Here is a 26,852-nt window from a genome sequence, read left to right as displayed (position 1 = left end):
CATTTATAAACTACCTTCAATCAATTATCTAATAAATCCATCTTGAAGAATCGTGTACTTTCATAATCAGAGCAACTTCCACAAAGAATTTTTCTCTCTTCATCTACAAATATATCATTGATAAGCACACTGAAACGATATTTAGCGACCAAATTCCCTTCCCAATCCAAAACCAACAAATTGCAATGCGGAAGCAAAGGCCCCGCACCCAACTGATTCGGATTTATCAAATAAATATACCTATCCGTTACAAACGGACAACTAAAATGCCAATACTGCTCTGAAGGGCGAGCGGGAACTACCTTGTAATTTCCCAGCCCACCTTCCAGAAAGACGTCATGCCGCAAATTTTCATTCCGATCATAGATCCGGATACGTCTCAAAGAAGCGTAAGTAACCACAAAAGCACTCCTATCCGGTTTCATCATCAGATAATGATAATAAGCCGATTTAAAGCTTTCCAAATTCTTAAAACGAATATCATTTTCCGGATAATTCCCCCCTGAGACATCTCTTCCCGTCTGAATATCTGTCACATGATATTCAGACACTCCCGGATGTTTTCTCCTATCTGCATATATATACACCCCGGGATTCAACTCTTGCACCGTCCCAATATTTTCACTTACTTTATCAATAACAAAAGAAGATGTTTTACACAAGGAATCACTTTTCAAGGTATAGGCATCCACTTCTCCTCCCGATTCAAGATACAAACAATCTTTTCCTTGAGAAACAGAAAAACGACCGGGAAGCACCATTTTCTTTATGAATTTTAAATCGGGGTAATCATAGATTCCTACTTCTTCATATCCCCCAAAAGCAATCACCCGATTGTTGATTCTATTCATCCGAGCGGGACGTACCAATTCTTCTGCCGGATATGTCTTAATAGGAAGCATTGTATCTATAGGAAAATGTTCTTTATAGACGACAGCCACAGCATTACGCTGTTCCCCACAAGCCACACAAAGAAGTAGTGCAACGCAAATAACGATTAAATGCCCTATCTTATAATTCATATTTCACCAAGACAAAATCCGGATTCACCCCTATGGCATACAACGTATTACTCTGTTCTTCAGAAGCTATACGCATTACGGGAATGCCCAAATCAACAATCTTCACTAAATTTCCATCATAATCATACAAGAAAACAGTATGAGGGCATTTGCTTGCATCCCTTCCCACTGTAGATTCATCCGTATCATCCTTTCTACGGTCTCGTTGCAATGTAATAATAAAATCCTTGCTCATACAAAGTCCCCGGACACCTTTTACCCTGCGGTCAAAAATCACCTCATTGTTCCGAATCTCGTATTCGTCACCATCTGTTCTCCATTCCCACACTAATGAAAATTCATCCTCACCCTGCTGATACAATGCTAAATAAGGGAAATCATAACAAGAACAGACAAATACTCCACGAGATGCATTATATCCTCTCTCTCCCCCTAAATATTGTTTCACCTGCGGAATGGGATAATTGCCAAACGAAGAAGCCTGACCATGCAATAGAGTTTCAAAACAATGTTCCGCACCAGCATCCGCAACTCCAATATACACATTCTTGGCATATTCAGCCATGGCAGGACGTGATAACCGTTCCTCTTCCGTCATAGGAATAAACGCATCTTTACTTTGCGACAAGCTATCAAGAGACAAGAAGCCACGCGTCTTTCCATTAGCATCCACGGCAAAAAAACGATTGTCGATACATGAGCCATTTATACCTCCTGTGATAAATTCACGCGGACCTTCTCCTACCTTTCCCATCACTCCCACTTTACGACCAGTTTCTTTTTCGTGCACATGTACAAAATAGTCGCGCGCAAAAGGGTCCTCCCACACCAAAAAATCACCGGCTACGCGTAAGGTTCCCGGCATGGTAGTTGCTATTTCATCATCCAGCAACTCATAAGTTGCACTCACATATTCTACATTCAGTTTTTTCTCATTTGCACAGCCATACAAGAAAAAAAATATAAGCAAATAATAATATGTTTTCATTATATACTATTTTTTATTAGCGAGCACCGCAAAATAGTTACATGATCCAACGAATTTTATAAATATTCTACAGTGCTCTATCATTTTATGTCTTTAAGCAGCCATTAGGCTGTCAAATTCCACTAATAATGACAATTCTTTCGAGTTTCACAACTATTTTTACCATTAGCATACGCATATGTATGATGTACATTAAAGCAAACACAACATTCTCTATCCCAACTGGGGTCACAACCTGGATTCGATATTTCACTACCTGCCAACGCTTCCACATTCGCCAACATCAAATCAGACATAGTTTCCGATTGTTGGTTAGCATAAACACCGTATCCTGCCACTGCCGCAAATGCTGCAACAAAAGCTATTTTCATTATCTTTTTCATTGTTTTCTTTGTTTTTCTTAATCAATAATATTTTGTTTTGTCTTCCATATCTATCCTTTCAATGGGAAAGCAAACATTTTGCTTATTCAATCCAAATCCTTATCTTTGCCTCGACCTCCTTTCTGGGTGGGTTATGGAACGGACGGCTCATCATGCACCAACAAGACGTTTGCCGTCCGTTCCTCTCCATTCCTATTTATATTTTTCTTTTATTTCATTGTATACTCTATTATCGGTTCATCCTTGTTCACATCCGTAGCAAGAATCGTCCCTTTTTGCTCATTTACAGAGATGCCATAGATACAATGGTCGAGTACATATTTACAGAGAGGTTCCCCCTTCAAGTTGAATACATAAATATATTGTCCCCCATCCACTTGGATGCCTTTCCGTGCATTCTGGGCTATTTCTTTAAAAGAGCGTCCATGAAAGACGGCATAAATGGCACTGTCCGTCACTTGCACATCGCTGAATCCCATGATACCCGTAGGAATGCCATAACCTTCTGACAATTTGAATTCCGGCTCGCCATGAGGCCCGATGCGTACCACGTGCGTGCTGTCTTTCAAATTAAAGACTTCAAGCACTTCGCCCAGTTGGGTGACCGCCGCCAGCACTCCGTTTCGGGGATTGTAATCGATGAAGCTGCGCCATGCCTGCGCCAATGCAGGACGAGCATGCTTCATGGCATCCTCATTGGAAGAAGGGATTGCCCCCATTTTATACAACAGTCCGCCTTGCCTGTTCACCCAGCAAAAACGGTTGTCTCCCGAATAATCGGGAATAATAAAGGTAGAATCATCCATCATCACAAAGTCCAAAGCACGGAGAATGTCTTTATCCAGGTTCACTGCTTCTTGACGAAACAGTGAATCACCGGATAAATCACAACCAAACCGAGTTAATTCAGACTTGTTGGCATCAAGAGACCACAAAGATTCCCCATACCACCGGATATTTTCGACAGAAATCTGCTCATCGGGAGATTCTCCCCGCTTGCCGAAAGAGGATATGTAGTGAAATTCCGGATAACTAAAAGCATGACAGAAACAGTCTGTCCCATGCAAATCCATCACCACAGCCATATCTCCCTGCACCCGAATACGGAAAGGATAACGGAACAAAGCAGTATCCAGCGGAATAACTGTTCCTTTCAGTTCCCGCGTTTGCGGGAAATCAGCACAAAACATCCCGTTACTGTGTGGAGTAGAGGTACAAGCTACTAAAATAATGAACAAGAACAATATGTTAATAAAGTTCTTCAAGGCTACCTACTCATTACAGCCCAAACCTTAACATGATTAATCGGACAATCCACAGATCCGGTACCACGACAGTAGATATTTGTACCCGTTTCACCGGATGCCAAAGCATCTATATTCTCCAACATTAGACTTCCTAAATCATTTTTTCCTGCATTCAATTGAAAAGAGATTGTAACTACTGCAACCAAAAACAAGCTGATAAATAAAATTTTCTTTTTCATCCTTTTACTATTCTTTATATTAATAGTTTTGTTTCTAAACGATGGTGCGAAGTACCGAAAAAGAAAAGAAACTACCAAATTTCAAGTCTGACAAAGTCTGACAAGCACTTATTTTAGGCTTTGTCAGGCCTTGTCAGATGAAAGATTCCATCATTCATTCAAGGATTTTTCCGATGAAATGGGGCTTTTTAGTTGATAACAAAGATTTTTATTTTCTATCCGCCAATCAGAAACTTCGGACAGGGCTTTTCGTAATCTTGTTATTACAGTATGTACATTTCCCGGTGTTACTGAACCGTCCAGCCACAATAGTTCCATAATTCCATTGACTGACAACCTATAATCTTCCGCATCCAAGAAGGCTTGCAGTAGTCTTGCAAGAGTTGCCGTCAACTTCACCCTATGGTCTACTCTATACAACACACCGGAATCGGCATCAAAAAACAAATCATCTTCCAACCGATAAACAAGCGCCTCACTCCTATCTACTACAATCATTGGTATTTCTTTCTCCACAAATATCGGGACTGGGGTTTCTACCGTCACCTCTTTGACAAAGAAACGACAATAAATCTTTACAATGTATTCTTGCAGAAAAAACAGCAGAAAGCAACAAAGAGCAAGAGCGCACAAAAGAATCTTATCCTTAACTGTAAAAACGTTCAACCAAGAATAATACAAATATCCCGTCACACCAATTTCGCACCTATAGCCCAAATAACAAGACATAAGACTATCCGGTTTTAACATATAAAGGGAATCATCCGAAAAAGTATAAGTTTCACGTTCATCCCAATCAGCCACAGATATACGTACTACCGTTTTACCAAAATAGTTCATTTCTTCCAGTAAGCGATACCATATCCTATTCAACGAATCAGCCTGCAAAGGACTCTTATACAACACATAAGAATATGACGCTCGCATATCTGAAGAGCGTTCTATATTATGGGAATGCTTTTCATAAGGGATAAAAAAGTCTTTTACCCCATATTCACTTTCTATACGTACTTTTATCGGTTCCTTCTTAATATCAATGGAATTATCTGGTAATCTAATATTTCCTGACGAACTGAAATACACGTCAACTTCATTCCTTTTCTGCAACTCTTCTCCCAAAGCCATACGAAAAGCACTCCGTGCCTGCGTTTCCCAGAACTCCATTCGGTTTTGATACAAGAACCATCCAGTAATTACTGCTACAATAACCCCTATAGCAACGTATATCAATAGCATTTGTCGTCTCTCCCTTTTCTCGTCCATGTGGTGTGTCTAATATTAATCCGCCTCAAAGTTAAGCATTTTTTTACAAGGGACACCAATCTTAATCATCTTCTTACCATGCTCGCCTGATAAGAAATGGTAAGATACCATTGCGCAGCAGATAAAATACTTGAAGAAAAACGAGAAAACCATAAAAATATGGCATAAGCATACTTACAAGAGTTTCTAATCAGCTTTAGCTATTTTCCACCCACCAATCGTCCGCGTGGCACTGTCAAAATTCACACCAATCTTGACCACACGCCTGCCGTCCGCCCGGTAAGGGATGGCATACTGCTTGCTGTCAATCTGAGCCAACGCCTCTTCCGGGGTACCGTCGTATTTGAACTCGAAGACATAAACGACATCCTGCAACTGCACCACCACATCCGCACGGCCTACGGAACTCTTCACTTCCGACTCCACATATTGCCCCATCAACCGGAACAGCAAATAGAAAATGGTCTGATAATGCTTTTCGGTCTTGTTCTCCAAATCATTGGGAATGGAGGCAAAGAAGGAACGGGTACGCTCCAGGCAGCTCTCCACATCACCCTTCATCAAGTCGCGAAGGAAAGAGACGACGTAGAAGGTGTTGTTCTGGGCAGGCAAGTGCACGTAAGAGGGAAGCAGGGATTCAATGAACCCTTTACGGACCTCACCGTTGGGATAGGCCAAACGATAGATTTGGAAATTACGGTCATAGCCCTTAATGGTCAGATAACCGCTCTGGTAGAGCACCGGGATGGGACTCGTTATCTGTTCCGTAGGCGCATCAAACTGCTCATCGGTAGCCTCAACACCTTCCAGCGCACGCACATCGAAGTCTGCATGGCGCAGAATATCTATCAGGAAAGTAGGCGTGCCCGTGGAGAACCAATAGTTCTTGTATTCTTTGGAATTGAAAGCATTGAACAGGCTGAACGGGTTGTAAATATCCGCACAAGCCTTACTGAAATGATAACCGTCATATTGCCGCTTCAAATGCAAGCATGCCTCCTCGTAAGTCTCATCATTAGCCTCGGCCATCCGCTCAATATCGGGTTTCAACTGCGTCAGCAGTTCCTCCTCGGTGATGCCGCAGAGGGCACTGAAGTCATCGCGCATACTGATATTTTGCAAATTGTTCAGTTCGCTGAAGATGCTCAGCTGGCTGAACTTGCTGATACCCGTGATAAAAAGAAAACGGAGATATTGCCCCAGCCCCTTGAGAGGACTGAAGAACTTGCGCATCTCGTTGCGAAGCTGTTGTTGCAAAAGGGCATCGGAATTACTGTCAAGCAGAGGAGCATCGTACTCGTCAATCAGCACTACAACCGGCTTTCCGGTCTTGGCGTAGGCACGCAGGATGATGCCTTGCAGACGCTCTGCCGCCCCCTCTTCCTCTTCCTTTTTTCCGTAAATTTCTTCCCAACGAGATAAAAACAAATTCAATTGCCCCGTCAAGTCACGCAGCTCAGTATATTTCGTCAAGCTGAAATCAACGTGCAGCACCGGGCAAACCTCCCATTCCTGCTCCAGACGTTCCATAGCCAGCCCTTCGAAAAGTTCCTTTTTCCCCTGGAAATAGGCCTCCAGCGTAGACACGAGCAAGCTTTTGCCAAACCGACGGGGGCGGCTGAAGAAATAAATTTGGTCTGTATTCACCAATTTGTACACCAGCTCCGTCTTATCCACATACACACAATTCCGCGTACGCAGTTGCTCAAAATTCTGTATCCCTATCGGATAGCGTCTGCCACTCAATTCCATAGCTGCTACTGTTTAAATTACAAGTATGACAAAGATAGCACATATTCCGCAAAAAAGAAAGCACGCCCATGGCTTTTTCATCACAAGCCCTCACTGCAAACCTACTGCACATCTTTTGCAGTAACACTGCAAAGGCGTTGCAGTAGCACTGCAAAACAGTTGCAGTGGCACTGCATCTATGTTGCAGCGGCACTGCAAAAACGATGCACTGGTTTTGCAGTGAGTATTTGGTATCTTTAACATTGGCACCCAAAGCCTTACAGCGGAGCAGAGCCCGTTTTCATCACATAACGCCCTGTCCTGAAAACAGTCAACCAAAATCAGGAGAACAAAAAGGGTGAGGGCAAAATTTGCCCTCACCCTTTTAAATTGCTCTCACTCACCCCTGAAACACCGATGAACAAGCAGATGCAGACAAGCGGTGAGGGTGGTGAGGGTGGAATTGCAAAACTTTTATTAGTTTGCTTATTTCAGCAAGCTTTCCGCATCCAGGTGCTCTGCCTCAATATCCTTGAAGTAGCGGTAAGTACCCACCTTCAATTCTTCGGTGGCCGCATCGTCACAAACGATGATACCCTTTTCGTGCATCTGCAAGGCGCTGATAGTCCACATCTGCATCACGGGACCCTCGACTGCATGATAGAGGGCACGTGCCTTGTTGTGTCCGTTTACGATAATCATTACCTCGCGGGCGCTAAGCACAGTACCGACACCGACGGTCAGGGCAGTCTTGGGCACCTTGTTCACGTCGTTGTCAAAGAAACGGGAGTTGGCAATGATGGTATCGGTAGTCAATGTCTTCTGGCGGGTGCGTGACGAAAGGGAAGAACCCGGCTCGTTGAAAGCGATATGTCCGTCGGGACCGATACCGCCCATGAAGAGGTCGATGCCGCCGTAGGACTTGATTTTTTCTTCATAGCGTGCACACTCGGCATCCAGGTCGGCAGCGTTGCCGTTCAGGATATTGGTGTTCTCCGGCTTGATGTCTATATGGCTGAAGAAGTTGTTCCACATAAAGGAATAGTAGCTTTCGGGATGTTCCTTGGGCAAACCTACATACTCGTCCATATTGAAAGTCACTACGTTCTGGAAAGACACGATGCCTTTCTTGTTCAGGTCGATAAGTTCCTTGTACATGCCCAACGGAGAAGAACCGGTGGGGCATCCCAATACAAACGGTTTTTCAGGTGTCGGATGAGCGGCCTTGATTTTGGCAGCCACATAATGTGCCGCCCACTTTGATACGGATTGATAATCCGGTTGAATGATTAGTCTCATTGTGATTGTTTTATTAGGTTAATAAATTAGGGGTAATTTTCAACTTCAATTCTTAATTTTTTAATTCTTAATTTTCAACTACTTCCTATCCTTCTTCAAACGCTCTGCCATGGCACGTGCCAGGTTTTCGCATTGTTCGTAAGTAATGTCCTTCATGGCCTGCTTCATCTCTACCGGGTCGCCCACAATCTCGAACTTGCTCTTTTCGGCAAACTCGCCCATGCGCTTCACGGCGGCACCCGCCCAGCAGAAGGAGCCGAAGTATCCCAGATAGCGTCCCTTCACTTCGCGTACCAGAATCTTGGAGAGCAAGGATTCTATCTCAGGATAAATCTGGTTGCTGTAGGTGGGGCTGCCGATGATAAGTCCGCGATACTTGAATATGTCGGCAATGATATAAGAAGGATTGCTCTTGCTCACATTGTGCATCACGATGTTCTTGATGCCTTGTGCAGAAAGTTCCGCCGCAATGGCTTCCGCCATCTGCTCCGTGTTGCCGTACATGGAACCATAGGCAATGACCACACCTTCGTCAGCGGCGTAGCGGCTCAACTTGTCGTAGATGCCGATAACCTTGGCTATATTCTCCGTCCACACCGGCCCGTGCGTGGAGCAGATGGTGGAAATGGGCAGACCGCCCAGCTTGGCAAGTGCCTTCTGCACCGGAGAGCCGTACTTGCCCACGATGTTGGAATAGTAACGCACCATCTCGTCCCAGTATCTGTCCAGATTGATGCGCGTATCCAGGAACCCGCCGTCCAACGTACCGAAACAGCCGAAGCCGTCACCGGCGAAAAGGACTCCTTCCGTTTCGTCAAAAGTCATCATCGTCTCGGGCCAGTGCACCATCGGGGTCATATAGAAACGGAGCTTATGATGCCCCAAAGCCAGAAAATCCTCGTCCTTCACCATGTACTGTTCGCCCGTCACGCCATAAAAGCCCTCTATCATGCCGAAAGTCTGCTTGTTGCCCACAATGATGATGTCGGGGTAATGCTGCTTTATCAGGCGGATAGAGCCCGAATGGTCCGGCTCCATATGGTTGATGATGAGATACTGGATGGGGCGCTCGCCGATAATGCTCTTTATCTTGCGCAGATACACCTCGAAGTAGCAGATGTCCACCGTATCGACCAAAGCGACCGTCTCATCATCTATCAGGTAAGAGTTGTAGGAAACCCCATACGGCAACGGCCACATACCTTCAAACAAATGCTTATTGCGGTCATTCACTCCCACGTAGTGGATTTTTCCTTTTATCACTGTTTTTGGGTTCATAATTATTCTTTATTTAGATTGATTCCATATTTAAAGTTGCGGCAAAAATAATTCTTTTTTCTCACATTTCATACTTCTTTCCCTGATATGCACCGAGTTCTTTCATTCTTTTTTGAACCCGATGATTAAATTCATAATTTTTCAGTCCCCAGTCAGGTGCAATGAGCAGTTCCTTAGGAGACTGGGAGACAAAACGCTCCAGCACCAAATCCGGCCGCAGATGCTCGATATAGTCTATCACGAGGCCGATATATTCCTCCACATCAAACAGATGAAAATCTTCAGGATGCTGCCGGTACTCCAGAGCCATGCGGGTACCCCTTATCAGTTGCAACTGGTGCATCTTCAAGGTAGTGAGTGGCAGGCGGGACAATACACCGGCTTGTGCCACGATGCTTTCGTGCGTCTCGCCCGGCAGTCCGAGTATGACATGCCCACCGGTCAGGATTCCGCGTGAAGCGGTTCTTTCCACCGCATCGGCGGCGGCATGAAAAGTATGCCCGCGGTTGATGCGGCAAAGTGTCTTGTCGTCGGTACTCTCTATGCCGTACTCCACTAAGAGGAATGTATGCCGGTTCATCTCCTCCAAATAGTCCAGCAGGCTGTCGGGCATACAGTCAGGACGGGTGCCGATGACCAGGCCCACCACCCCGTCTGCCGACAAGGCTTCCTCGTATTTCCGCTTCAGGTCTTCCAGTTCGCCATACGTATTGGTATAGGCCTGGAAATAGGCGAGATACTTCATCTCCGGATATTTGTGTGCAAAGAACTGCTTGCCCTCTTCCAGCTGGCGGGTAATGGATTTCTCCGTACGGCAATAATCGGGGTTGAAGGTCTGGTTGTTACAATAGGTGCAACCGCCGACTCCTTTGTTTCCATCCCGGTTGGGGCACGTAAAACCGGCATTCAGCGATATTTTCTGTACCTTATAGGAAAAATATCGCTTCAGAAAAAGAGGGAACTCATTATAGAGCGTAGATTTGGTTTCCATACATATTCCTTATGTAAGTGGCAAATATAGGATTTTTCCGTGGGATGAACCTGCAAAAACAAGAATACTTTCCACCCGATTTGTTAACGAACATAAAACAAAGAATTTCCACCTGCACTAAAAAATGTTTCATCCACTGATATATAACTAATTAATTGAGAAAGAGTACATCCAAGCGCAATTACATTAAACACAATTTAGTGATTAGACACTCTTTTTACACACAATTTCCTCAGTTTATACACCTCAAGAATGAAATAAATTCATAGCTTTGCATACAACCTTAATGAATCAACCTATAAATACTATAACACCATGGCAACAATCGCATTGGACATAGGCGGCACAAAAATAGCCAGCGCCATTTTCTTTCCGGACGGAAGCATGATGTTTAACCGCAAACGGCTCCTGAAAGGAAGAACCGGACACGAAGTGGGCAAGCTCGCCGCGGATATCCTCGCCAAACTTCTTACCGTAGCACGCAGAAGCCGTATACACGTCGACGGAATAGGTGTCTGCATCCCCGGTATCGTTTACTCCCAAACCAACCGGGTATGGGCCCCCAACATACCGGGCTGGGACAACTACCCCCTCTATGAGGAGCTGCGCAGTGTAACGCCTCCGGGCATCGAGATATACATCGACAGCGACCGTACCTGCTATATGTATGGAGAGATGTGGCAAGGTGCCGCCAAAGAATGTCACAGTGCCATATTCATTGCCGTGGGAACCGGTATCGGTGCCGGCATCATCATCGACGGGCACGTGTTGCACGGAGCCAACGACATTATCGGCGCCACCGGCTGGATGGCCCTGCAACCTCCCTACCGGGAAGAGTATGACGCATGCGGATGTTTCGAATATTACGCTTCCGGCAATGGTATCGGGGCACGGGTACGCGATGCCGTACGCGCCAACAAGGCATACAAAGGAAAACTGCGCCAGAAACCCATCTGCCGCATATCGGCCTATGATGTGTTCAGTGCCTATAATGAAAAAGACCCTATCGCAATCTCCGTATTGCACAAAGCCGTCGAGATGTGGGGCATGGCTTCCGCAAATCTGGTCAGCCTGCTCAACCCGCAGAAGATAATTTGGGGCGGAGGCGTATTCGGCCCTGCCGGTATCTTTATAGATGACATTTACAAGGAAGCCTGCAAATGGGCGCAGCCGCTCAGCATCAAGCAGGTGGAATTTGTACCTTCTCAGTTGTCCGGTAATGCCGGACTGATAGGAGCAGCGTTTCTTGCCATCAAAAATCACTTGTATGAGTAACAGTTATCACAAGAATCTCGTATTCACGGCAGCGTGCATCGGGATGTGTTTCTTCGGAGTCTCCATGATTACATTGGGAGCAGTGTTGCCATCCCTCATAGCCAAGCTGAATCTGAGCGGGTTGCAGACAACCTCACTGGTCACTTTCCTGCCTCTGGGCATGCTGGCCGGTTCCCTGATTTTCGGTCCCATCGTAGACCGGTTCGGACATAAAGCCCTGCTGGTGCCCAGCTGCATCATCGTACTGCTGGGGATGGAAGGGCTTGCCTTCTTTGAAAGCGTGCCACTGCTGCAAGCTTCCATCGTCGGCATCGGCCTGGGCGGAGGCATCCTCAACGGAGAAACCAATGCATTGGTATCCGACATCTCAGGAGAATCCGAAAAAGGCTCACGCCTCAGTTTTCTGGGCATGTTCTACGGACTGGGCGCATTGGGCATACCGATGTTGTTGGGCTCTCTTTCCAGGCATTATTCATTCGAAACCATCTTGCTGGGAATTGGCGTAGTGATGCTTGCGGGCATTATATTCTGCATCCCCGTACGCTTCCCCGCCCCTAAGCAGGCGCAAGGTTTCCCGGTAAAAGAGGGATTGGGACTGCTGAAAGAAAGCAGCTTACTGCTACTCAGCTTCATTCTTTTTTTCCAAAGCGGCATCGAGGGTGTCTGCAACAACTGGTCCACGAGTTACTTTGGGCAGATGACGGATATTCCGGCCAATCAGGCATTGATTGCACTGACCTGCATGGTAACGGGACTGACCGTAGCACGTATGATGCAAGTTGCGATATTCAAGAAGATAAAACCGGAAACCGTGCTGCCCTACAGCCTTACGCTCACTGCCATAGGATTCTGTTTCCTTATGTTCTCGCCGAGTTTTGCACGCGCGGCAGTCGGCATGGTGCTGGTAGGTATGGGGCTGTCGGCCACGTATCCCGTGATACTCAGCATTCTTGGAAGCCGGTACCCGTCCTTATCGGGAACAGCATTCAGCGTGGCGCTTGCCATAGCCCTCATTGGCCAGACTGCAATGAACGGCCTGATGGGAATGGTTTCCCAATACACCAATGGCATCGGGCTTTATCCTTATCTGATGATTGCCTCACTTGCCGTCATGCTCCTTTTGTATAAACGCTCACTCAAATAAATTTATTAACTTCTTAAAAAACAAAAAAGTTATGTTAGCACTCGAATGGTTAAAGAATGCCCATGGCATTATGGAAAAACTGGAGGCTACCCAGTTGGAAAACATCAAAAAAGCAGCCACTGTTATGGCAGACTCCATCGAAGCCGGTCGTTGGGTCCACACGTTTGGTTGCGGCCACGCAACAATTCCCGTAGAAGAAATGTATCCGCGTATCGGCAGCTTTGTAGGATTCCACCCACTTTGCGAATTGCCTCTGACATTCTTCACACAGATTATCGGCCAGATGGGTATTCATCAGTTCCTCTTCCTGGAACGGGCAGAAGGCTACGGCCAGGAAATCATGAAGAATTATGATTTTGATTCCAAAGACTGTATGTGGATTTTCTCACATACCGGTATCAATGCCGTCAATATAGACATGGCATTGGAAGCCAAGAAGCGCGGCATGAAAGTTATCGTATACGGTTCGGCCAGCGAAACGGGCGACAAGGCCAGCCGCCACTCCAGCGGAAAGAACCTCTTCCAGTTGGCAGATATCGTAGTGGATTCCTGCGTTCCCCTGGTAGACGCCTCCGTACCTTTGAAGAACCACTTCGACAAGGTAGGTCCGTTGTCTACATTGAGTTTCGTCACCATGGTATGGATGACCATCACTACCGTTGCCGAAATCCTTGCCGACCGTGGCGTACACTTGTACATCCATCCGTCGCACAACGTTCCGGGTGACACAACCGCCCACGAACGACTGGATGCAGCCATTGCAGAATATCAAAGAAAAGTCAAGTGCTTGTAACGAAAGATATTCCAATCATCATCTCATCCAATCATCATCTATGAGTGACGGAGGCCCGTTCCTGCTTCGCCCCCAAGAAGCAGGACGGGCTTTTTCTGTTCAAAAAGAATAAAATCGGCCCACTGCTTCGATAAATCTTCCCTTTGTTGTATATTTGTTCCCCAGAAAAAATAGGGAAACAGATAAGCATAAAAGATAGATATGAAACAGATAAGCATCGCACTTCTCCTCTGCCTCTGTACGCTGGCAGGTTTCGCCCAAAGTGGCAAGGCACTCGATTTGAAAGAAATCGTATCGGGCAAGTTCACTCCGAAGAATATTTCCGGCGTTATCCCCATCCCGGGAGACGGGGAACATTATTCGCAGATGAATGCGGACAGGACACAAATCATCAAGTACTCCTTCAAAACGGGAAAACCCGTGGAAGTGCTGTTTGATGCCGCTACCGCACGCGAATGCACGTTCAAGACATTCGACAGCTACAGCTTTGCTCCGGACGGCAGTAAGCTGCTCATTGCCACCGAAACAACTCCCATCTACCGTCATTCCTATACGGCTGTGCATTACATCTACAGCCTAAAGCGCAACCTGGACGGTAAAATCAACAACATTGTGGAAAAGCTTTCGGACGGCGGCCCGCAACAGGTGCCCGTATTTTCACCGGACGGCAACCAGGTGGCCTTCGTACGCGACAACAACATCTTCCTTGTAAAACTGCTCTACGGCAACAGCGAAAGCCAGGTGACGGAAGACGGGAAACAGAACGAGGTGCTGAACGGCATCCCCGACTGGGTTTACGAAGAGGAGTTCTCCTTCAACCGTGCGCTGGAATTCAGTGCCGACAGCCAGATGCTGGCTTTCATCCGCTTCGACGAGAAAGATGTTCCCTCCTACTCTTTCCCTCTTTTTGCCGGACAAGCCCCCCACTTCACCCCTTTCGAGAAGTATCCGGGAGAGTATACTTACAAATATCCTAAAACGGGAGAAGTAAATTCCAAAGTGTCCGTACACACCTTCGACATCAAGTCGAAAGTGACCCGCAAGATAAACGTGCCGGTAGATGCAGACGGCTATATTCCCCGCATCCGCTTTACCCAAGACCCCAACAAGCTTGCCGTCATGACACTGAACCGCCATCAGAACCGGTTCGACCTATACTTTGCCGACCCTCGCAGCACGGTAGCCAAACTGGCTCTGCGTGATGAAAGCGATACCTATATCCGCGAGAATGTATTCGACAACATCGTCTTCTATCCGGAAAATTTCAGTTTTGTCAGCGAAAAGAGCGGATACAACCATCTGTACTGGTATAGCATAGGCGGCAATCTGCTGAAACAAGTGACAGCCGGACAATATGAAGTGCAGGAGTTCCTGGGTTACGACCCCGAAGAAGGAAGCTTCTACTTCAGCAGCAACGAGGAAAGCCCCATGCGCAGTGCCATCTACAAGATTGACCGGAAAGGTAAAAAGACCAGACTATCGTCACAAGCCGGAACAAACAGTGCGCAGTTCAGTGCGAACATGAAGTACTATATGAACCGTTATTCCAATCTGGACACTCCGACCGTCATTACGCTGAACGACAATACCGGCAAGACTCTTGCCACCCTGATGGACAATGCGGCATTGAAGCAGGAAATCAGCGGCTATGACATGCCACGGAAGGAATTCTTCACTTTCCAGACTTCCGACGGAACCACATTGAATGGCTGGATGATGAAACCTGCCGACTTCTCTGCCGGCAAGAAATACCCGGTACTGATGTACCAGTACAGCGGCCCCGGTTCACAGCAAGTGCTTGACAAGTTCAGTGTAAGCTGGGAAACCTACATGGCATCACAAGGCTATATCGTGGTTTGCGTAGACGGGCGTGGCACCGGAGGACGGGGTGCCGAATTCGCCAAATGCACCTATCTGAACCTGGGTATCAAGGAAGCCAAAGACCAGGTGGAAACCGCCCTCTACATGGGCAACCAGCCTTATGTGGACAAAAACCGCATCGGAATCTGGGGATGGAGTTACGGTGGATACATGACCATTATGAGTATGAGTGAAGGAACACCGGTATTCAAGGCCGGAGTAGCCGTAGCTGCCGTTACCGACTGGAACTACTACGACACCGTTTATGGCGAACGCTTTATGCGCACACCGAAAGAAAACGCCGAAGGCTATAAGGCCAGTTCCACCTTTACCCGTGCCGACAAGCTTCACGGCAACCTGCTGCTGGTACACGGCATGGCAGACGACAATGTACACTTCCAGAACTGTGCCGAATATGCCGAACAACTGGTACAACTCGGCAAACAGTTCGATATGCAGGTTTACACCAACCGCAACCACAGTATCTACGGAGGAAATACCCGGTTACACCTATACACGCGGTTGACCAACTTCTTCAACAAAGAATTGAAATAATGCCCGAAAGAGTACGTAAGCCTGAGTGGCTCAAAATAAGCATCGGTGCCAACGAGCGCTATACCGAGACCAAACGCATTGTCGAATCGCATTGCCTACATACCATCTGTAGCAGCGGCCGTTGCCCCAATATGGGGGAATGTTGGGGGAAAGGCACCGCAACCTTCATGATTGGGGGAAATATCTGCACCCGGTGCTGTAAGTTCTGCAACACGGCAAGCGGGAAGCCCTTGCCACTGGATGCCGATGAGCCTACACATGTGGCAGAGTCCATTGCCTTGATGAAACTCTCCCATGCAGTCGTCACCTCCGTAGACCGTGACGACCTGCCCGACTTAGGCGCGTCACACTGGGTACGTACCATCCGGGAAATCAAGCGGCTCAACCCTGACACCACCGTCGAAGTGCTGATTCCCGACTTCCAGGGAAGAAAGGAACTCGTGGCACAAGTCATCGATGCACAACCGGAAATCATTTCGCACAACATGGAGACTGTCCGTCGCATCAGCCCCCTCGTACGCAGTGCCGCCAAGTATGAAACAAGCCTGGAAGTGTTGCGGCAAATTGCAGAAAGCAATACTACCACCAAGTCCGGCATTATGGTGGGATTGGGCGAGACTCCGGAAGAAGTGGAAGAACTGATGGACGACCTCCGCCGGGTGGACTGCCACATACTGACTATAGGCCAATACCTTCAACCCACACACAAGCATTATCCGGTAGCAGCATATATTACTCCCGAACAATTTGCACTCTACAGAGAGAAAGGATTGAAAAAAGGGTTTCAGCAAGTGGAAAGCGCTCCATTGGTACGCTCCTCTTATCATGCGGAAAAACAGATCCATTTTATACAAAAAAGAAGTAAAATAGGAAACATTTAAATTTCCCAGTTGTTATGATGTAAACGACAAAATCATAATACGGATAATGAGCCATCAAAGAATTTTATCATCAAGATTCAATATGTCGCTGGGATTCATCCCCGTTATAATATCCATCATATTATGCGAGTTTATAACGCAGGACATGTCCATCTACATCGGTGCAGGTGTAGGACTCTTGTTTAGCATCTATTCGGTGAGGCATAGAGGAACGCATGTTCCGCAAATCATACTTTACTGTACTACCGGAATGTTACTGCTGTTATCGGTAACAACCCTATTCCTCGTAAACTACTGTCCCCGTTTCATGCTTCCGTTCACGCTGGAAATCAGTGCCATCATTCCCCCATTCGTCATCTACCTCAATAGGAGAAAATTTCTGGACTACCACATGTCTCAGACACAGAAATGCTGCAAGCAGCTTTTTGCACAAGGGGCAGAAGCCGCCATCGTATCCTCACGCGTAATCCTTATCATAAGCCTGCTGCATTTTCTGATTATCTTCTTGGCGGTTCTGGTCAGTTACCCTTTGGGAGACACTACCCGCCACATTCTGTTTTATGTGGCGCCTCCCCTCGTCTTTATATCAGGCATTCTGTTCAATCAGTTCGGCATTTTCTATTTCAATATAGTGATGAACCACACGGTTTTCGTACCGATAGTCAATACCAAAGGAGATGTCATGGGGAAAGCCATCGCCTCAGAAGCCATCAACCGGAAAAACGACTATATCAATCCGGTCATCCGGATTGCCGTTGCCTCACACGGCATGCTGTTTCTCCTCCCCCGCCCCAAATGCAACGTTTTCGAGAAAGATAAAATCGACTTGCTGATGGAGGGTTACCTGATATATGGAGAAACATTGGAACAAGGCGCACACAGAATTTTACGACAAACGCTTCCCACCGCCCCATTAGACCATTTGCACTTCAACTTCATGTATCATTTTGAGAATGAAGCCACCAACCGCCTGGTCTATCTCTTCACACTAGACCTGGACGATGACTCCATCCTATGCAATAAGAATTTCAAGGGGGGAAAGCTATGGACATTCCAGCAAATGGAACACAACCTGGGACGGAACTTCTTCAGCAGTTGCCTGGAATATGAATTCGAGCACCTGGAAGCTATTATTTATACAAGAGAAAAATACAAGGAATCTTAGAAAGGTCGGGAGTCTTGCCCTGCCACTCCCTCACGGTCTTGGTTTTGATATACTCCCCTTCACAAGTAATGTTCGCCGCAATGCAGAGCTTGGTCTGCGGACGGCAGTTATGAAGAATATCCTCTATCATCTTATTATTGCGATAAGGCGTTTCAATGAAAAGCTGAGTCTGATGTTCATTATAGACGCGTTGTTCCAGCATTTTCAGCTTTTTGGCACGCTCTGCCGGTTCAATGGGAAGATAACCATGGAAGGCAAAGCTCTGACCGTTGAAGCCGGAACCCATGACGGAGAGGATAATGGAAGAGGGCCCCACCAAGGGGACCACTCTCAAGTTTTTCCGTTGTGCAATAGCCACTACGTCCGCTCCCGGGTCGGCCACAGCCGGACAACCGGCTTCGGAGATCACGCCCATCGGATGCCCCTCCACCAGCGGCTTCAGATAGCCGGAGATGTCTTCGGGCGACGTATGCTTGTTCAACGTATAGAATGTCAGCGCATCAATATCTATTCCCTTGTCCACCTTTTTCAAAAAACGGCGTGCCGAGCGCACATCCTCCACGATGAAATAGCGGATTCCCAGTATTATCTCCTTATTATAAGGAGGCAACACCGTTTCAATAGGCGTATCGCCCAGCGTGACTGGCAAAAGATAAAGTGCGAGTTCCATTAGCCGTAAATGATATTTCCGTTTTCGTCCTTATACTCATCCAGTCCCTTCTCGTAAGTAGCCATGGCGCGAAGGCTCATACCTACGCTGGAGAAACCTCCATCGTGGAACAAGTTCTGCATAGTGACCTTGCGGGTGAGGTCGGAAAACATCACGATACAGTAGTCCGCACACTCATCGGCAGAAGCATTACCCAGAGGAGACATGCGGTTGGCGAAGTCGAACAGTTTGTCCATACCCTTCACACCGGAACCGGCAGTGGTCATCGTGGGAGACTGGGAAATGGTGTTGACACGTACATGGTGTTCACGTCCGTAGATGTAACCGAAGCTGCGGGCAATGGATTCCAGCAGTGCCTTGGCATCTGCCATATCGTTGTAACCGTAGAACGTACGTTGCGCAGCCACATAACTCAAAGCCAGAATTGAACCGTAGTCGGCAATGGCGTTGAGTTTCTTGGCAGCTTGTATCATCTTGTGGAAAGAGACAGCGGAGATGTCCAGCGTCTTTTCCAACATATCGTAATCCAAATCATCATATGTACGTTTCTTACGCACATTGGGAGACATACCAATGGAGTGCAGCACGAAGTCAACCGGGCCACCCAATACTTCCATAGAGCGTTTGAATACATTTTCCAAATCTTCTACACTTGTAGCATCTGCGGGAATCACCTCGCAGTTCAGTTTCTCCGAAAGAGCGGACACTTCGCCCATACGGACAGCAACCGGTGTATTCGATAAAGTGATGGTTGCACCTTCTTTTACTGCTTTTTCTGCTACTTTCCAGGCAATGGACTGCTCATTCAGAGCACCGAAAATAATGCCTCTTTTTCCTTTCAACAAATTGTAACTCATACCTATTTTTAGTAAAATTCGGCTGCAAAGATAGGAAGTTTTTGCATAAAAAGCCCGAAAGTGTGCAAAGAAAAGGGAAGAACGGCAAAAAATATACCGATCACCCACTGCAAAACTACTGCAACGCTTGTGCAGTACCACTGCAATACAGTTGCAGTATCACTGCAAACATATTTGCAGTAACGCTGCACTCCATCTGCAGTACTACTGCAAAACGCATGCAGCAGGAATGCAGTAATAACGCACTGATTATCAGCCCAGGGCTTCCTATTCTGCAAATACCTGATGAAACCCGAGACAGCATTTGAACATGAGCGCAAAAAGCCCTATATTTGCAGCAAACTAAAAAATAGAGAAGGCAATGAAGAAGTTGATTATATTTGACCTGGACGGAACTTTACTGAATACAATAGCCGATTTGGCACAAAGTACAAACCATGCCCTGCAAGCGCTTGGCTATCCCACTCACCCGGAATCGGCCTATAACTTCATGGTTGGCAACGGAATCAACAAACTGTTCGAGCGCGCCCTCCCGGAAGGGGAAAAGAGCGAAGAAAACGTCCTGCGCGTCCGCAAGGAGTTTGTGCCTTATTATGACGTGCACAATGCTGATAAAAGCCGCCCTTACCCCGGCATCCCCGAACTACTGGAACAGTTGCAGGAGAAAGGGATGATATTGGCAGTGGCTTCCAACAAATATCAATCGGCTACCGTGAAACTGATTTCACATTATTTCCCCAACATACGTTTTACCGCCGTCTTCGGACAACGGGAAGGGGTCAACGTGAAGCCCGACCCAACAGTGGTGCATGACATTCTGGACATCACCCGGATATCCCGTGAAGACGTGCTATATGTGGGAGACTCCGGAGTGGATATGCAGACGGCCGCCAATGCCGGAGTCACTGCCTGCGGAGTCACCTGGGGATTCCGTCCCCGCACAGAACTGGAAGAGTTTCATCCGGCACATATCGTAGACAATGCTACGGACATTGCCGTTATCGCCGCTCTTTGAGAAGGCACTCCCTCCCCCCCAGCTATCCGAGAGTGCATATTTACATTATGATATTTTTTAGGCGCGGATTACGCGAAAAACACGGAGTTTTTCTTTGTCTCTCCGTGAAATCCACGTACTTCCACGCCTAAAAAATAATCAGAAAGAGAACAGCCTCAGAACAATTTTCGCATCGCTCCTTTATCTCCTACCACAAGATAGGTATTCCCGTCAATCAGTAAAGCGCGCCCACGTTTCTTCTTTCGGTTTTCCTCGTTATCCACATTCACTCCAATCACCCGTCCATCATAGAAAGTGGAAATATCCTTAAAGATAGTATGCCCCACAATGATATGTTCGACGTCATAACGTTTCAACATCAGTTGCAGGGAGTCTTGTGCCAATGGATGGTATTTTGCATCCGTCCGTACCAATCCACGATACCAGATAGGTCCGCTATTACCATATAGGAAAGCCGTGAGAGGCGATAAGGCCTTACGTTCCTTCTTGCTCATGAACAATGCACGGCTCATTTCCTCATTCACTGTGGGAATATTCAAGTCACGGTCATAAAACTCCTTTCCCAAACCTGCATGCACATACAGATTAGGTCCGATGGTCTGCATCGTATTACGGGTACCAAGCCATTTGCCAAGTTCTGTGTCCGGACCGAACAATGCCGGATAATCCATACCCAGTTTTCGGGCCAATGTCTTGTACTTTTCTTTGGTATAACGCAAATCATTTGCCGTCACAAGTGGTTCATGGTTACCCAACAGAAACGAAACATGACCACCTGCATCTGCCGCCTCCTTCTCCAATTTATAGAACAGCCAAAATATCTGCGGCACATCTTTGCCACGGTCAAATATATCACCGATAACCACCAGATGGTTGGTTCCAAAACTCCAATGGTAGTCTTTATCAATGACATTGTTGCCTCGCAGCAAGCTCATCACGCAATTCAACTTGCCATGGGGGTCAGACATCACAAACACTTTATCCGGTTGTCTGTATTGCCATTCCGGACGTTTGACCGGATGCAGCTTCACATCAAACGGATAACGCCCTTTGTGGTCCGTGACATGAAGGGTGAAATCCTGAGGAAGCACCGTATAAGTCGTATCTTCTATCTGCCCTTGGGCTGTAACACTTATGACGCACACCTTGCCGTCCGGTTCATAAATCACATAAGGTCCGTCTGCCGACAATTCCTCCTTCTTCTCCTTATCCTTCTTCTTACCGTCTAAACCAAGAGTTCCGGCACTTAGGCCGGAACTGATGAAGGTTAGAATAAATACAGTAAAAAAAGACTTTATAATAGTAGTCTGATACTTCATATTCTCGCTTTTTTGGAATTAATCACCATAAGTCGGATTCTGCTGCATATTCGGATTGGAATTCATCTCCGCCTTAGGAATGGGCAATACTACACGATAATAGTTCCAATCAAAAGATACGCTCTCATCCACCATCTTCAGATGTGAAGTCTCGGCTATTTCCGGGAATTCCTTGGTCGACTCCTTGCGCACGATAGTCTGATGATTACGAAGGGCGTCGAAGAAACGGTGTCCTTCACCGAACAACTCTTTACGGCGTTCCAACAGAACATCATCCAACGTCACCGTCTTACCCTGCACGGTCTTTTCCGGATTGGCACGGCTGACAATAGCATCTAGATACTTTACAGCCTTGTCATTGTTATTGAGCTTTACAGCCGCTTCGGCAGCAATCAGATAAAGTTCGGACAGACGAAGTACTGGAATATTGGAATCTTCCACAGCCTTGCCGCTCTGCGGCTGATACTTGGCTATGTAAGCTCTCTTTGTCTTAGGAACAACCGTATATGCCTGATTTCTGACATCATCCGGATCTTCCTGCATCAGTTCATAGAAAGAACTGGTCAGGCAATAATCATCATAACCCGCCTGCCAGCAAAGGTAAGCCACACTTTCTTTGCCAACGCCGTCCACTGTCAGATTCACCAACTCAAACAAGACTTCTCCCGGATCGGAAGAGGCAAAATCAGTTCCCCATATCGTGCCATACTCATCATTGGTCCACAAACGGTACTTATTCTTTTCCGCTCCCGCAATGGCAGCTTCAGCCGTAATCAAGGCATTCTGATTATCTTCCATATACAAATAGGCTCTACTCAGCAACAGCATTGCCGCCCACTTATTAATCTTACCCTTGTTGAATTCTTCATCCAGCAGGTCAGCACCTTCCTTCAAATCCTTGATGATTGCCTCATAACACTGGGCAACGGTATTGCGCGACGGCTTGTTTTCCGTATTGGATACTTCGGTCACAATAGGCACTCCCAAAGAAGCTCCTCCATCCTTGGCATACGGATAGCCGAAGAAACGGGTCAGGTCGAACAAGGCAAATCCACGGAGAGCCAAGGTCTGGCCTTTCAGGTCGTTGAAGTATTCCGTATCATCCTCACTGACATCCAATCCGTCTATTTGAGACAAAATGATATTACAATTCTGGATAATCTTATAGGCATAAGACCAGTGGGAAGACGGACCGGAATCCTTTGTATAGTCCAGCATATAGTAGCTGGTGGTACGCTTTCCGGTCTTTATGGACTGCGTATCGTCACCCGTCACGTCTCCGTAATAAATCATACGGCCCGAGTAATAGTTGGTACTGCGCATCACGTCGTAGATACCGTTCAAGCTATATTCCACATCATCCAGATTCTGTATGGCGGTTTCAGTCGGAATCTTTGTACTGGATTCAACATCAAGCCAGTCATTGCCACAGGAGGCGGTCAGGCTGACCAACATCCCCATCATCATATATTTTAATGCTTTCATTGTGTTTCTTTATTATGAGGTTAGAAATTCAAATTAAGACCGAAAGTTACTGTTTTCAAAGGAGGTGTTCCCCAGCCGGCTGTACCTGCACTGACTGATTCCGGATCATAGAAATCGTAAGCGGCCCAAGTCCACAAGTTGTTGGCAGATGCGTAAAGGCGCAGGCTGTTTACGCCGATTTTCCGGGTCCATGTTTTAGGAACGGTCACACCGAAAGTCAACGTTTTCAGACGGATAAAGTCCGTGCTGTGCAAGCGGCGGGTAGTGGTAACGCCATTCATGGCTACCGCCGGCTTCTCTATAAACACTTCATATTTACTGATATCTCCCGGTTGCTTCCAATTGTCACGATAATAGGCCGGAATATTAAGAGTAAAGTCCTTGCCGCCATGTTCTGTTTTCTGTGCCCAGTTATCATATCCATAAGCACCGAACTGATAAGAGAACATGAAGCTCAAATCGAACCACTTGTAACGCAAAGTATTAGAGAGACCACCGGTCACATTGGGCTCGGCATGTTTCTTCAGAGGAATGGCTTTGGCATCCTTGTTATTCTCTGTGATTTCCTTGATATAGTTTCCATTCTCGTCCACGTCGTTGGTATAGAACTGAGGTGCACCGGTCTCGGGGTTGATTCCAGCAAATTCTATCATGTAGAATGTACGGTAGGACTTGCCAATCATGTGAATCTGCGAGCCGCTGATAATCTGGGTCTGTTCGCCGTCCAGTTTCACAATCTTATTCTTGTTGTGCGAAAGGGTGAAAGAGGTAGACCAGTCAAAGTCTTTGGACACAATGTTCTTGGAATTGATTTCCAATTCCACACCCTGGTTCTTCACCTCACCGATATTCATCAGATAGGAACTGAAACCGGTAGTCATAGATACGGGACAGTCCATCAAAAGGTTCTTAGTAGTACGGGTATAGTACTCCAAAGTGAAGTTCAAACGGTTGAAGAAGCCGAAGTCCAGACCGATATTCAAGTTGTAATTCGTTTCCCATTCCAAATCCCTATTTTCAATCTGCGACTGAATCAATGCAGGATTCTCCATATAGCCGCCACTAAGGCTCGTCAAGCCCATATAGCCGTATAAGTCGGAGGGCAACGTACCATTCACACCGTAGGATGCACGGAGTTTCAAATCGGTCAGCCATTTGGACGTGGGTTTCATGAAATCCTCTTCGATAATACGCCATGCTCCTGAAACAGACCAGAAACTTCCCCAGCGATTATCTCTGTGCAAGCGTGAACTGCCATCCATACGATAGCTCCCACCCAGATAATACTTGTTCTTGTAGTCATAGTTGAGACGGGTGATGTAAGAAACCATTCTTGACCTCTTGGAAGAACCATCTATGCTCTCCAAAGTCTGCCCGTTGGCAATGTCATTCTTTATCGGAGTCAGGAAGTTAGTAGCATATCCCGACAAGAAATCATTGTACTTGGAATCGATTTCATATCCGACAAGGGCATCTAAATTGTGGTCCTTTTGGATAGTAGTCTTGTAAGTCAACTGGTTTGACCACACCAACTTGTTATATTCACTATATGCCTTTTCGGCTCCACCATTATTCTTCTCACCGTCGGAGGTACGGGAGTCTTTCCATTCCTTACCCTTACTGATGTTATAGTCATAGCTCAAAATAGACTTTAACTTCAAGTCCTTGATAAATTCATATTCGGCATTAATCGTATTGAACATACGGGTAACATACTCACGCTGGTAATTGTACTCCTGGGCAAGAACGGGATTTCTTCTTGACAACGAAATCAAGTCCTGGTTATAGCTTCCATCTTCATTGTAAACCGGATCTGAAGGCGTCAATTTGCTTACGCTGGAGTAGAAAGGAGCAGTATAACCGGTTCCTTCACTATATACATCCTGATTCAGATTGGTAAACATGATGTTGGCACCGAATTTCAATTTATCCGTAGCCTGAAAATCAACATTCAAACGTCCGGTAATTCTTTCCAGACCCGATGTTTTTACAATGCCCTCTTGGTTGAGATAGGACAATGAAGAATAGTATTTGAATTTGTCGGTTCCTCCGGATATGGAAGCCTCATAACTGGAATGGTTTCCTTTCTTGAACAGATAATCTCCCCAATCCGTATAGCCGCACCAGGGAACCGGAGCATATTTGTCGATATTCTTATCAGCATAAGCTATGGCATCCGCATCCGATTTGCCGCTGCGCTGTTGTCCAAGCACCATACCATTGTATATGTATTCGCGACGTTCTGCTCCGCTCAAAGTAGGACGATAATCCATAGCAAAGTCACTGAATCCCCAATCGGCTTTCAAACTGATAGAAGCCTTACCGGTTTTACCTTTCTTCGTCGTAATCAGAACCACACCATTCGCAGCGCGCGAACCGTAGAGTGATGCAGCAGCGGCATCCTTGATAATCGTAATATTCTCAATATCCGAAGTGTTGACGGTTGACATGGCATCCAGACCACCATCCGAACTGATGGAGTTTATCGAACCGGAAGTAACGGGCACTCCATCAATAACATACAGCGGAGAGTTGGAGGCATTGAAAGAGCCCATACCACGAATACTCAAAGAAGCTGAAGAACCCGGCTGGCCGGAAGCAGAAGTAAACTGTACACCCGTAGCATTTCCCTGCAACAAATCCTGGAAAGAAACGGAAGGCACATCGGCAATCTTTTCATTCTTCACACTGGCAGCCGAACCCGCATAAGCAGATTTCTTGAATGTACCGTAACCGGTTACAACCACCTCTTCCATCATATTTGCATCCGGCACCAATACAATCTTCAATATCTTACCCGAAGTAGCTTTCACTTCCTGACGAACATAGCCAACATAAGAGACAAGCAAGGTAGCCGATGCATGCTCCACCTTGATAGAGAAACCTCCATTCAAATCGGTAATCTGGCCGTTTGTAGTACCTTTGACCAAAACATTGGCTCCAATGACGGGCTCACCGGTCTCATCCACCACTGTTCCGGAAATAACATTAGCTTGTTCTACTGCCTTCACAGCATTCACTTCATTGGCTGGACGGATAGCAATGGCCCCGTCTTTTACGACATAAGCCAATCCGCTATTCTTAAGACATTCATCCAGCACTGCTGCGATTTTTCCATTCGTGACCCTCAAATTACGTACCTTGACATTCTTTACGTCATTTGTACTATAAATGAAAGTAAAATCCGTCTGGCGTTGAATTTCCCATAACACGTCACTTAAAGTGGCGTCCTGCACATTTACAGTAACTGTTGTCTGGGCAAACGCCGTATTGGCGGCCTGCACAAAGCCAATCATAATAAAACTGAAAAACAGGAATGTAATCCACATACGTTTACTACCTTCCCAAAACCTGGTGTAGCTCTGTTCCTTAGTCATAATTAAATTATTAAA

Annotated in this window: 22 protein-coding genes; 7 read left to right on the top strand and 15 right to left on the bottom strand. The window is 46.4% G+C overall.

Features of this window, described 5'->3' with window-relative positions:
* Nucleotides 1-20: 20 nt before the first annotated feature.
* The 10 genes from DW039_RS03135 to DW039_RS03085 form a co-directional block, all read right to left on the bottom strand.
* Complete coding sequence (locus tag DW039_RS03135) at nt 21-1,022, bottom strand: hypothetical protein (protein WP_133302532.1); 1,002 nt, start codon at nt 1,020-1,022, stop codon at nt 21-23.
* Nucleotides 1,012-2,010, bottom strand: coding sequence for a hypothetical protein (locus tag DW039_RS03130; protein ID WP_057256525.1), 999 nt, complete (start codon nt 2,008-2,010; stop codon nt 1,012-1,014). The genes DW039_RS03135 and DW039_RS03130 overlap by 11 nt, the downstream gene beginning before the upstream one ends.
* Nucleotides 2,011-2,132: 122 nt before the next feature.
* Complete coding sequence (locus tag DW039_RS03125; protein WP_081028992.1) at nt 2,133-2,393, bottom strand: NVEALA domain-containing protein; 261 nt, start codon at nt 2,391-2,393, stop codon at nt 2,133-2,135.
* A gap of 209 nt (nt 2,394-2,602) precedes the next feature.
* Nucleotides 2,603-3,631, bottom strand: a complete 1,029-nt coding sequence (locus DW039_RS03115; RefSeq protein ID WP_057256538.1) for a BF3164 family lipoprotein — start codon at nt 3,629-3,631, stop codon at nt 2,603-2,605.
* Between the two features lie 29 nt (nt 3,632-3,660).
* On the bottom strand, nt 3,661-3,879 hold the full coding sequence (locus DW039_RS03110) for an NVEALA domain-containing protein (RefSeq protein ID WP_057256539.1): 219 nt from the start codon (nt 3,877-3,879) through the stop codon (nt 3,661-3,663).
* 150 nt (nt 3,880-4,029) lie between these two features.
* Nucleotides 4,030-5,142 (bottom strand): helix-turn-helix domain-containing protein, encoded by a 1,113-nt coding sequence (locus DW039_RS03105; RefSeq protein WP_243635006.1) that lies wholly within the window; start codon nt 5,140-5,142, stop codon nt 4,030-4,032.
* Nucleotides 5,143-5,328: 186 nt separating this feature from the next.
* Nucleotides 5,329-6,894, bottom strand: a complete 1,566-nt coding sequence (locus DW039_RS03100) for an ATP-binding protein (RefSeq protein ID WP_008665600.1) — start codon at nt 6,892-6,894, stop codon at nt 5,329-5,331.
* A 465-nt stretch (nt 6,895-7,359) separates the two neighbouring features.
* On the bottom strand, nt 7,360-8,172 hold the full coding sequence (gene nagB, locus DW039_RS03095; RefSeq protein ID WP_005823882.1) for a glucosamine-6-phosphate deaminase: 813 nt from the start codon (nt 8,170-8,172) through the stop codon (nt 7,360-7,362).
* A 78-nt stretch (nt 8,173-8,250) separates the two neighbouring features.
* Complete coding sequence (locus DW039_RS03090; protein ID WP_005835258.1) at nt 8,251-9,450, bottom strand: FprA family A-type flavoprotein; 1,200 nt, start codon at nt 9,448-9,450, stop codon at nt 8,251-8,253.
* Nucleotides 9,451-9,511: 61 nt separating this feature from the next.
* Entirely contained in the window at nt 9,512-10,441 is a 930-nt protein-coding gene (locus DW039_RS03085) for a TIGR01212 family radical SAM protein (RefSeq protein ID WP_005823884.1), read from the bottom strand.
* A 315-nt stretch (nt 10,442-10,756) separates the two neighbouring features.
* Between DW039_RS03085 and DW039_RS03080 the strand changes: the two genes are divergently transcribed.
* The 6 genes from DW039_RS03080 (at nt 10,757) to DW039_RS03055 (ending at nt 18,114) form a co-directional block, all read left to right on the top strand.
* Nucleotides 10,757-11,716, top strand: coding sequence for an ROK family protein (locus DW039_RS03080; protein ID WP_005823887.1), 960 nt, complete (start codon nt 10,757-10,759; stop codon nt 11,714-11,716).
* Nucleotides 11,709-12,860 carry a sugar MFS transporter gene (locus DW039_RS03075; protein ID WP_119958087.1) on the top strand — a complete coding sequence of 384 codons (1,152 nt, stop codon included), beginning with the start codon at nt 11,709-11,711 and terminating at the stop codon, nt 12,858-12,860. Before DW039_RS03080 ends, DW039_RS03075 begins: the two co-directional genes overlap by 8 nt.
* Before the next feature lie 31 nt (nt 12,861-12,891).
* Nucleotides 12,892-13,653 carry a sugar isomerase domain-containing protein gene (locus tag DW039_RS03070; RefSeq protein ID WP_005823892.1) on the top strand — a complete coding sequence of 254 codons (762 nt, stop codon included), beginning with the start codon at nt 12,892-12,894 and terminating at the stop codon, nt 13,651-13,653.
* A 201-nt stretch (nt 13,654-13,854) separates the two neighbouring features.
* Complete coding sequence (locus tag DW039_RS03065) at nt 13,855-16,068, top strand: S9 family peptidase (RefSeq protein ID WP_009037143.1); 2,214 nt, start codon at nt 13,855-13,857, stop codon at nt 16,066-16,068.
* Nucleotides 16,068-16,949 carry a lipoyl synthase gene (gene lipA / locus DW039_RS03060; RefSeq protein ID WP_005823900.1) on the top strand — a complete coding sequence of 294 codons (882 nt, stop codon included), beginning with the start codon at nt 16,068-16,070 and terminating at the stop codon, nt 16,947-16,949. Before DW039_RS03065 ends, lipA begins: the two co-directional genes overlap by 1 nt.
* A gap of 46 nt (nt 16,950-16,995) precedes the next feature.
* Nucleotides 16,996-18,114, top strand: coding sequence for a hypothetical protein (locus DW039_RS03055; protein ID WP_008665606.1), 1,119 nt, complete (start codon nt 16,996-16,998; stop codon nt 18,112-18,114).
* Here DW039_RS03055 and DW039_RS03050 read toward each other — a convergent pair.
* Both DW039_RS03050 and DW039_RS03045 read right to left on the bottom strand, forming a co-directional pair.
* Nucleotides 18,080-18,784 (bottom strand): SAM-dependent methyltransferase, encoded by a 705-nt coding sequence (locus DW039_RS03050; RefSeq protein WP_005823906.1) that lies wholly within the window; start codon nt 18,782-18,784, stop codon nt 18,080-18,082. The genes DW039_RS03055 and DW039_RS03050 overlap by 35 nt on opposite strands.
* On the bottom strand, nt 18,784-19,641 hold the full coding sequence (locus DW039_RS03045; RefSeq protein WP_005823911.1) for an enoyl-ACP reductase: 858 nt from the start codon (nt 19,639-19,641) through the stop codon (nt 18,784-18,786). Before DW039_RS03045 ends, DW039_RS03050 begins: the two co-directional genes overlap by 1 nt.
* A gap of 361 nt (nt 19,642-20,002) precedes the next feature.
* Between DW039_RS03045 and DW039_RS03035 the strand changes: the two genes are divergently transcribed.
* Nucleotides 20,003-20,656, top strand: coding sequence for an HAD family hydrolase (locus DW039_RS03035; RefSeq protein WP_005823917.1), 654 nt, complete (start codon nt 20,003-20,005; stop codon nt 20,654-20,656).
* A 155-nt stretch (nt 20,657-20,811) separates the two neighbouring features.
* Here the strand turns inward: DW039_RS03035 and DW039_RS03030 are convergent, their stop codons facing one another.
* The 3 genes from DW039_RS03030 to DW039_RS03020 are packed head-to-tail and all read right to left on the bottom strand — an operon-like array spanning nt 20,812 to nt 26,837.
* The gene (locus DW039_RS03030) at nt 20,812-21,975 is read right to left on the bottom strand and encodes a metallophosphoesterase (protein WP_117703471.1); all 1,164 of its coding nucleotides are present in this window, start codon (nt 21,973-21,975) and stop codon (nt 20,812-20,814) included.
* A gap of 18 nt (nt 21,976-21,993) precedes the next feature.
* Entirely contained in the window at nt 21,994-23,460 is a 1,467-nt protein-coding gene (locus DW039_RS03025; protein WP_005835238.1) for a RagB/SusD family nutrient uptake outer membrane protein, read from the bottom strand.
* A gap of 20 nt (nt 23,461-23,480) precedes the next feature.
* Nucleotides 23,481-26,837: a TonB-dependent receptor gene (locus DW039_RS03020; protein ID WP_009037145.1), complete on the bottom strand. Its 3,357-nt coding sequence runs from the start codon at nt 26,835-26,837 to the stop codon at nt 23,481-23,483.
* Nucleotides 26,838-26,852 lie beyond the last annotated feature (15 nt).

It is taken from the genome of Bacteroides sp. AF39-16AC, from assembly GCF_003602735.1.
GTDB classification, from domain to species: Bacteria; Bacteroidota; Bacteroidia; order Bacteroidales; family Bacteroidaceae; genus Bacteroides; species Bacteroides uniformis.
Note: the sequence above shows the minus strand (reverse complement) of the source record. Positions and strands in the feature narration are given on the sequence as shown.

What these genes read in the sequence shown, in the direction of transcription:
- DW039_RS03135 (WP_133302532.1), bottom strand. Translation starts at nt 1,022, where the DNA reads ATGAATTATAAGATAGGGCATTTAATCGTTATTTGCGTTGCACTACTT.
- DW039_RS03130 (WP_057256525.1), bottom strand. Translation starts at nt 2,010, where the DNA reads ATGAAAACATATTATTATTTGCTTATATTTTTTTTCTTGTATGGCTGT.
- DW039_RS03125 (WP_081028992.1), bottom strand. Translation starts at nt 2,393, where the DNA reads ATGAAAAAGATAATGAAAATAGCTTTTGTTGCAGCATTTGCGGCAGTG.
- DW039_RS03110 (WP_057256539.1), bottom strand. Translation starts at nt 3,879, where the DNA reads ATGAAAAAGAAAATTTTATTTATCAGCTTGTTTTTGGTTGCAGTAGTT.
- DW039_RS03105 (WP_243635006.1), bottom strand. Translation starts at nt 5,142, where the DNA reads ATGGACGAGAAAAGGGAGAGACGACAAATGCTATTGATATACGTTGCT.
- DW039_RS03100 (WP_008665600.1), bottom strand. Translation starts at nt 6,894, where the DNA reads ATGGAATTGAGTGGCAGACGCTATCCGATAGGGATACAGAATTTTGAG.
- nagB (WP_005823882.1), bottom strand. Translation starts at nt 8,172, where the DNA reads ATGAGACTAATCATTCAACCGGATTATCAATCCGTATCAAAGTGGGCG.
- DW039_RS03090 (WP_005835258.1), bottom strand. Translation starts at nt 9,450, where the DNA reads ATGAACCCAAAAACAGTGATAAAAGGAAAAATCCACTACGTGGGAGTG.
- DW039_RS03085 (WP_005823884.1), bottom strand. Translation starts at nt 10,441, where the DNA reads ATGGAAACCAAATCTACGCTCTATAATGAGTTCCCTCTTTTTCTGAAG.
- DW039_RS03080 (WP_005823887.1), top strand. Translation starts at nt 10,757, where the DNA reads ATGGCAACAATCGCATTGGACATAGGCGGCACAAAAATAGCCAGCGCC.
- DW039_RS03075 (WP_119958087.1), top strand. Translation starts at nt 11,709, where the DNA reads ATGAGTAACAGTTATCACAAGAATCTCGTATTCACGGCAGCGTGCATC.
- DW039_RS03070 (WP_005823892.1), top strand. Translation starts at nt 12,892, where the DNA reads ATGTTAGCACTCGAATGGTTAAAGAATGCCCATGGCATTATGGAAAAA.
- DW039_RS03065 (WP_009037143.1), top strand. Translation starts at nt 13,855, where the DNA reads ATGAAACAGATAAGCATCGCACTTCTCCTCTGCCTCTGTACGCTGGCA.
- lipA (WP_005823900.1), top strand. Translation starts at nt 16,068, where the DNA reads ATGCCCGAAAGAGTACGTAAGCCTGAGTGGCTCAAAATAAGCATCGGT.
- DW039_RS03055 (WP_008665606.1), top strand. Translation starts at nt 16,996, where the DNA reads ATGAGCCATCAAAGAATTTTATCATCAAGATTCAATATGTCGCTGGGA.
- DW039_RS03050 (WP_005823906.1), bottom strand. Translation starts at nt 18,784, where the DNA reads ATGGAACTCGCACTTTATCTTTTGCCAGTCACGCTGGGCGATACGCCT.
- DW039_RS03045 (WP_005823911.1), bottom strand. Translation starts at nt 19,641, where the DNA reads ATGAGTTACAATTTGTTGAAAGGAAAAAGAGGCATTATTTTCGGTGCT.
- DW039_RS03035 (WP_005823917.1), top strand. Translation starts at nt 20,003, where the DNA reads ATGAAGAAGTTGATTATATTTGACCTGGACGGAACTTTACTGAATACA.
- DW039_RS03030 (WP_117703471.1), bottom strand. Translation starts at nt 21,975, where the DNA reads ATGAAGTATCAGACTACTATTATAAAGTCTTTTTTTACTGTATTTATT.
- DW039_RS03025 (WP_005835238.1), bottom strand. Translation starts at nt 23,460, where the DNA reads ATGAAAGCATTAAAATATATGATGATGGGGATGTTGGTCAGCCTGACC.
- DW039_RS03020 (WP_009037145.1), bottom strand. Translation starts at nt 26,837, where the DNA reads ATGACTAAGGAACAGAGCTACACCAGGTTTTGGGAAGGTAGTAAACGT.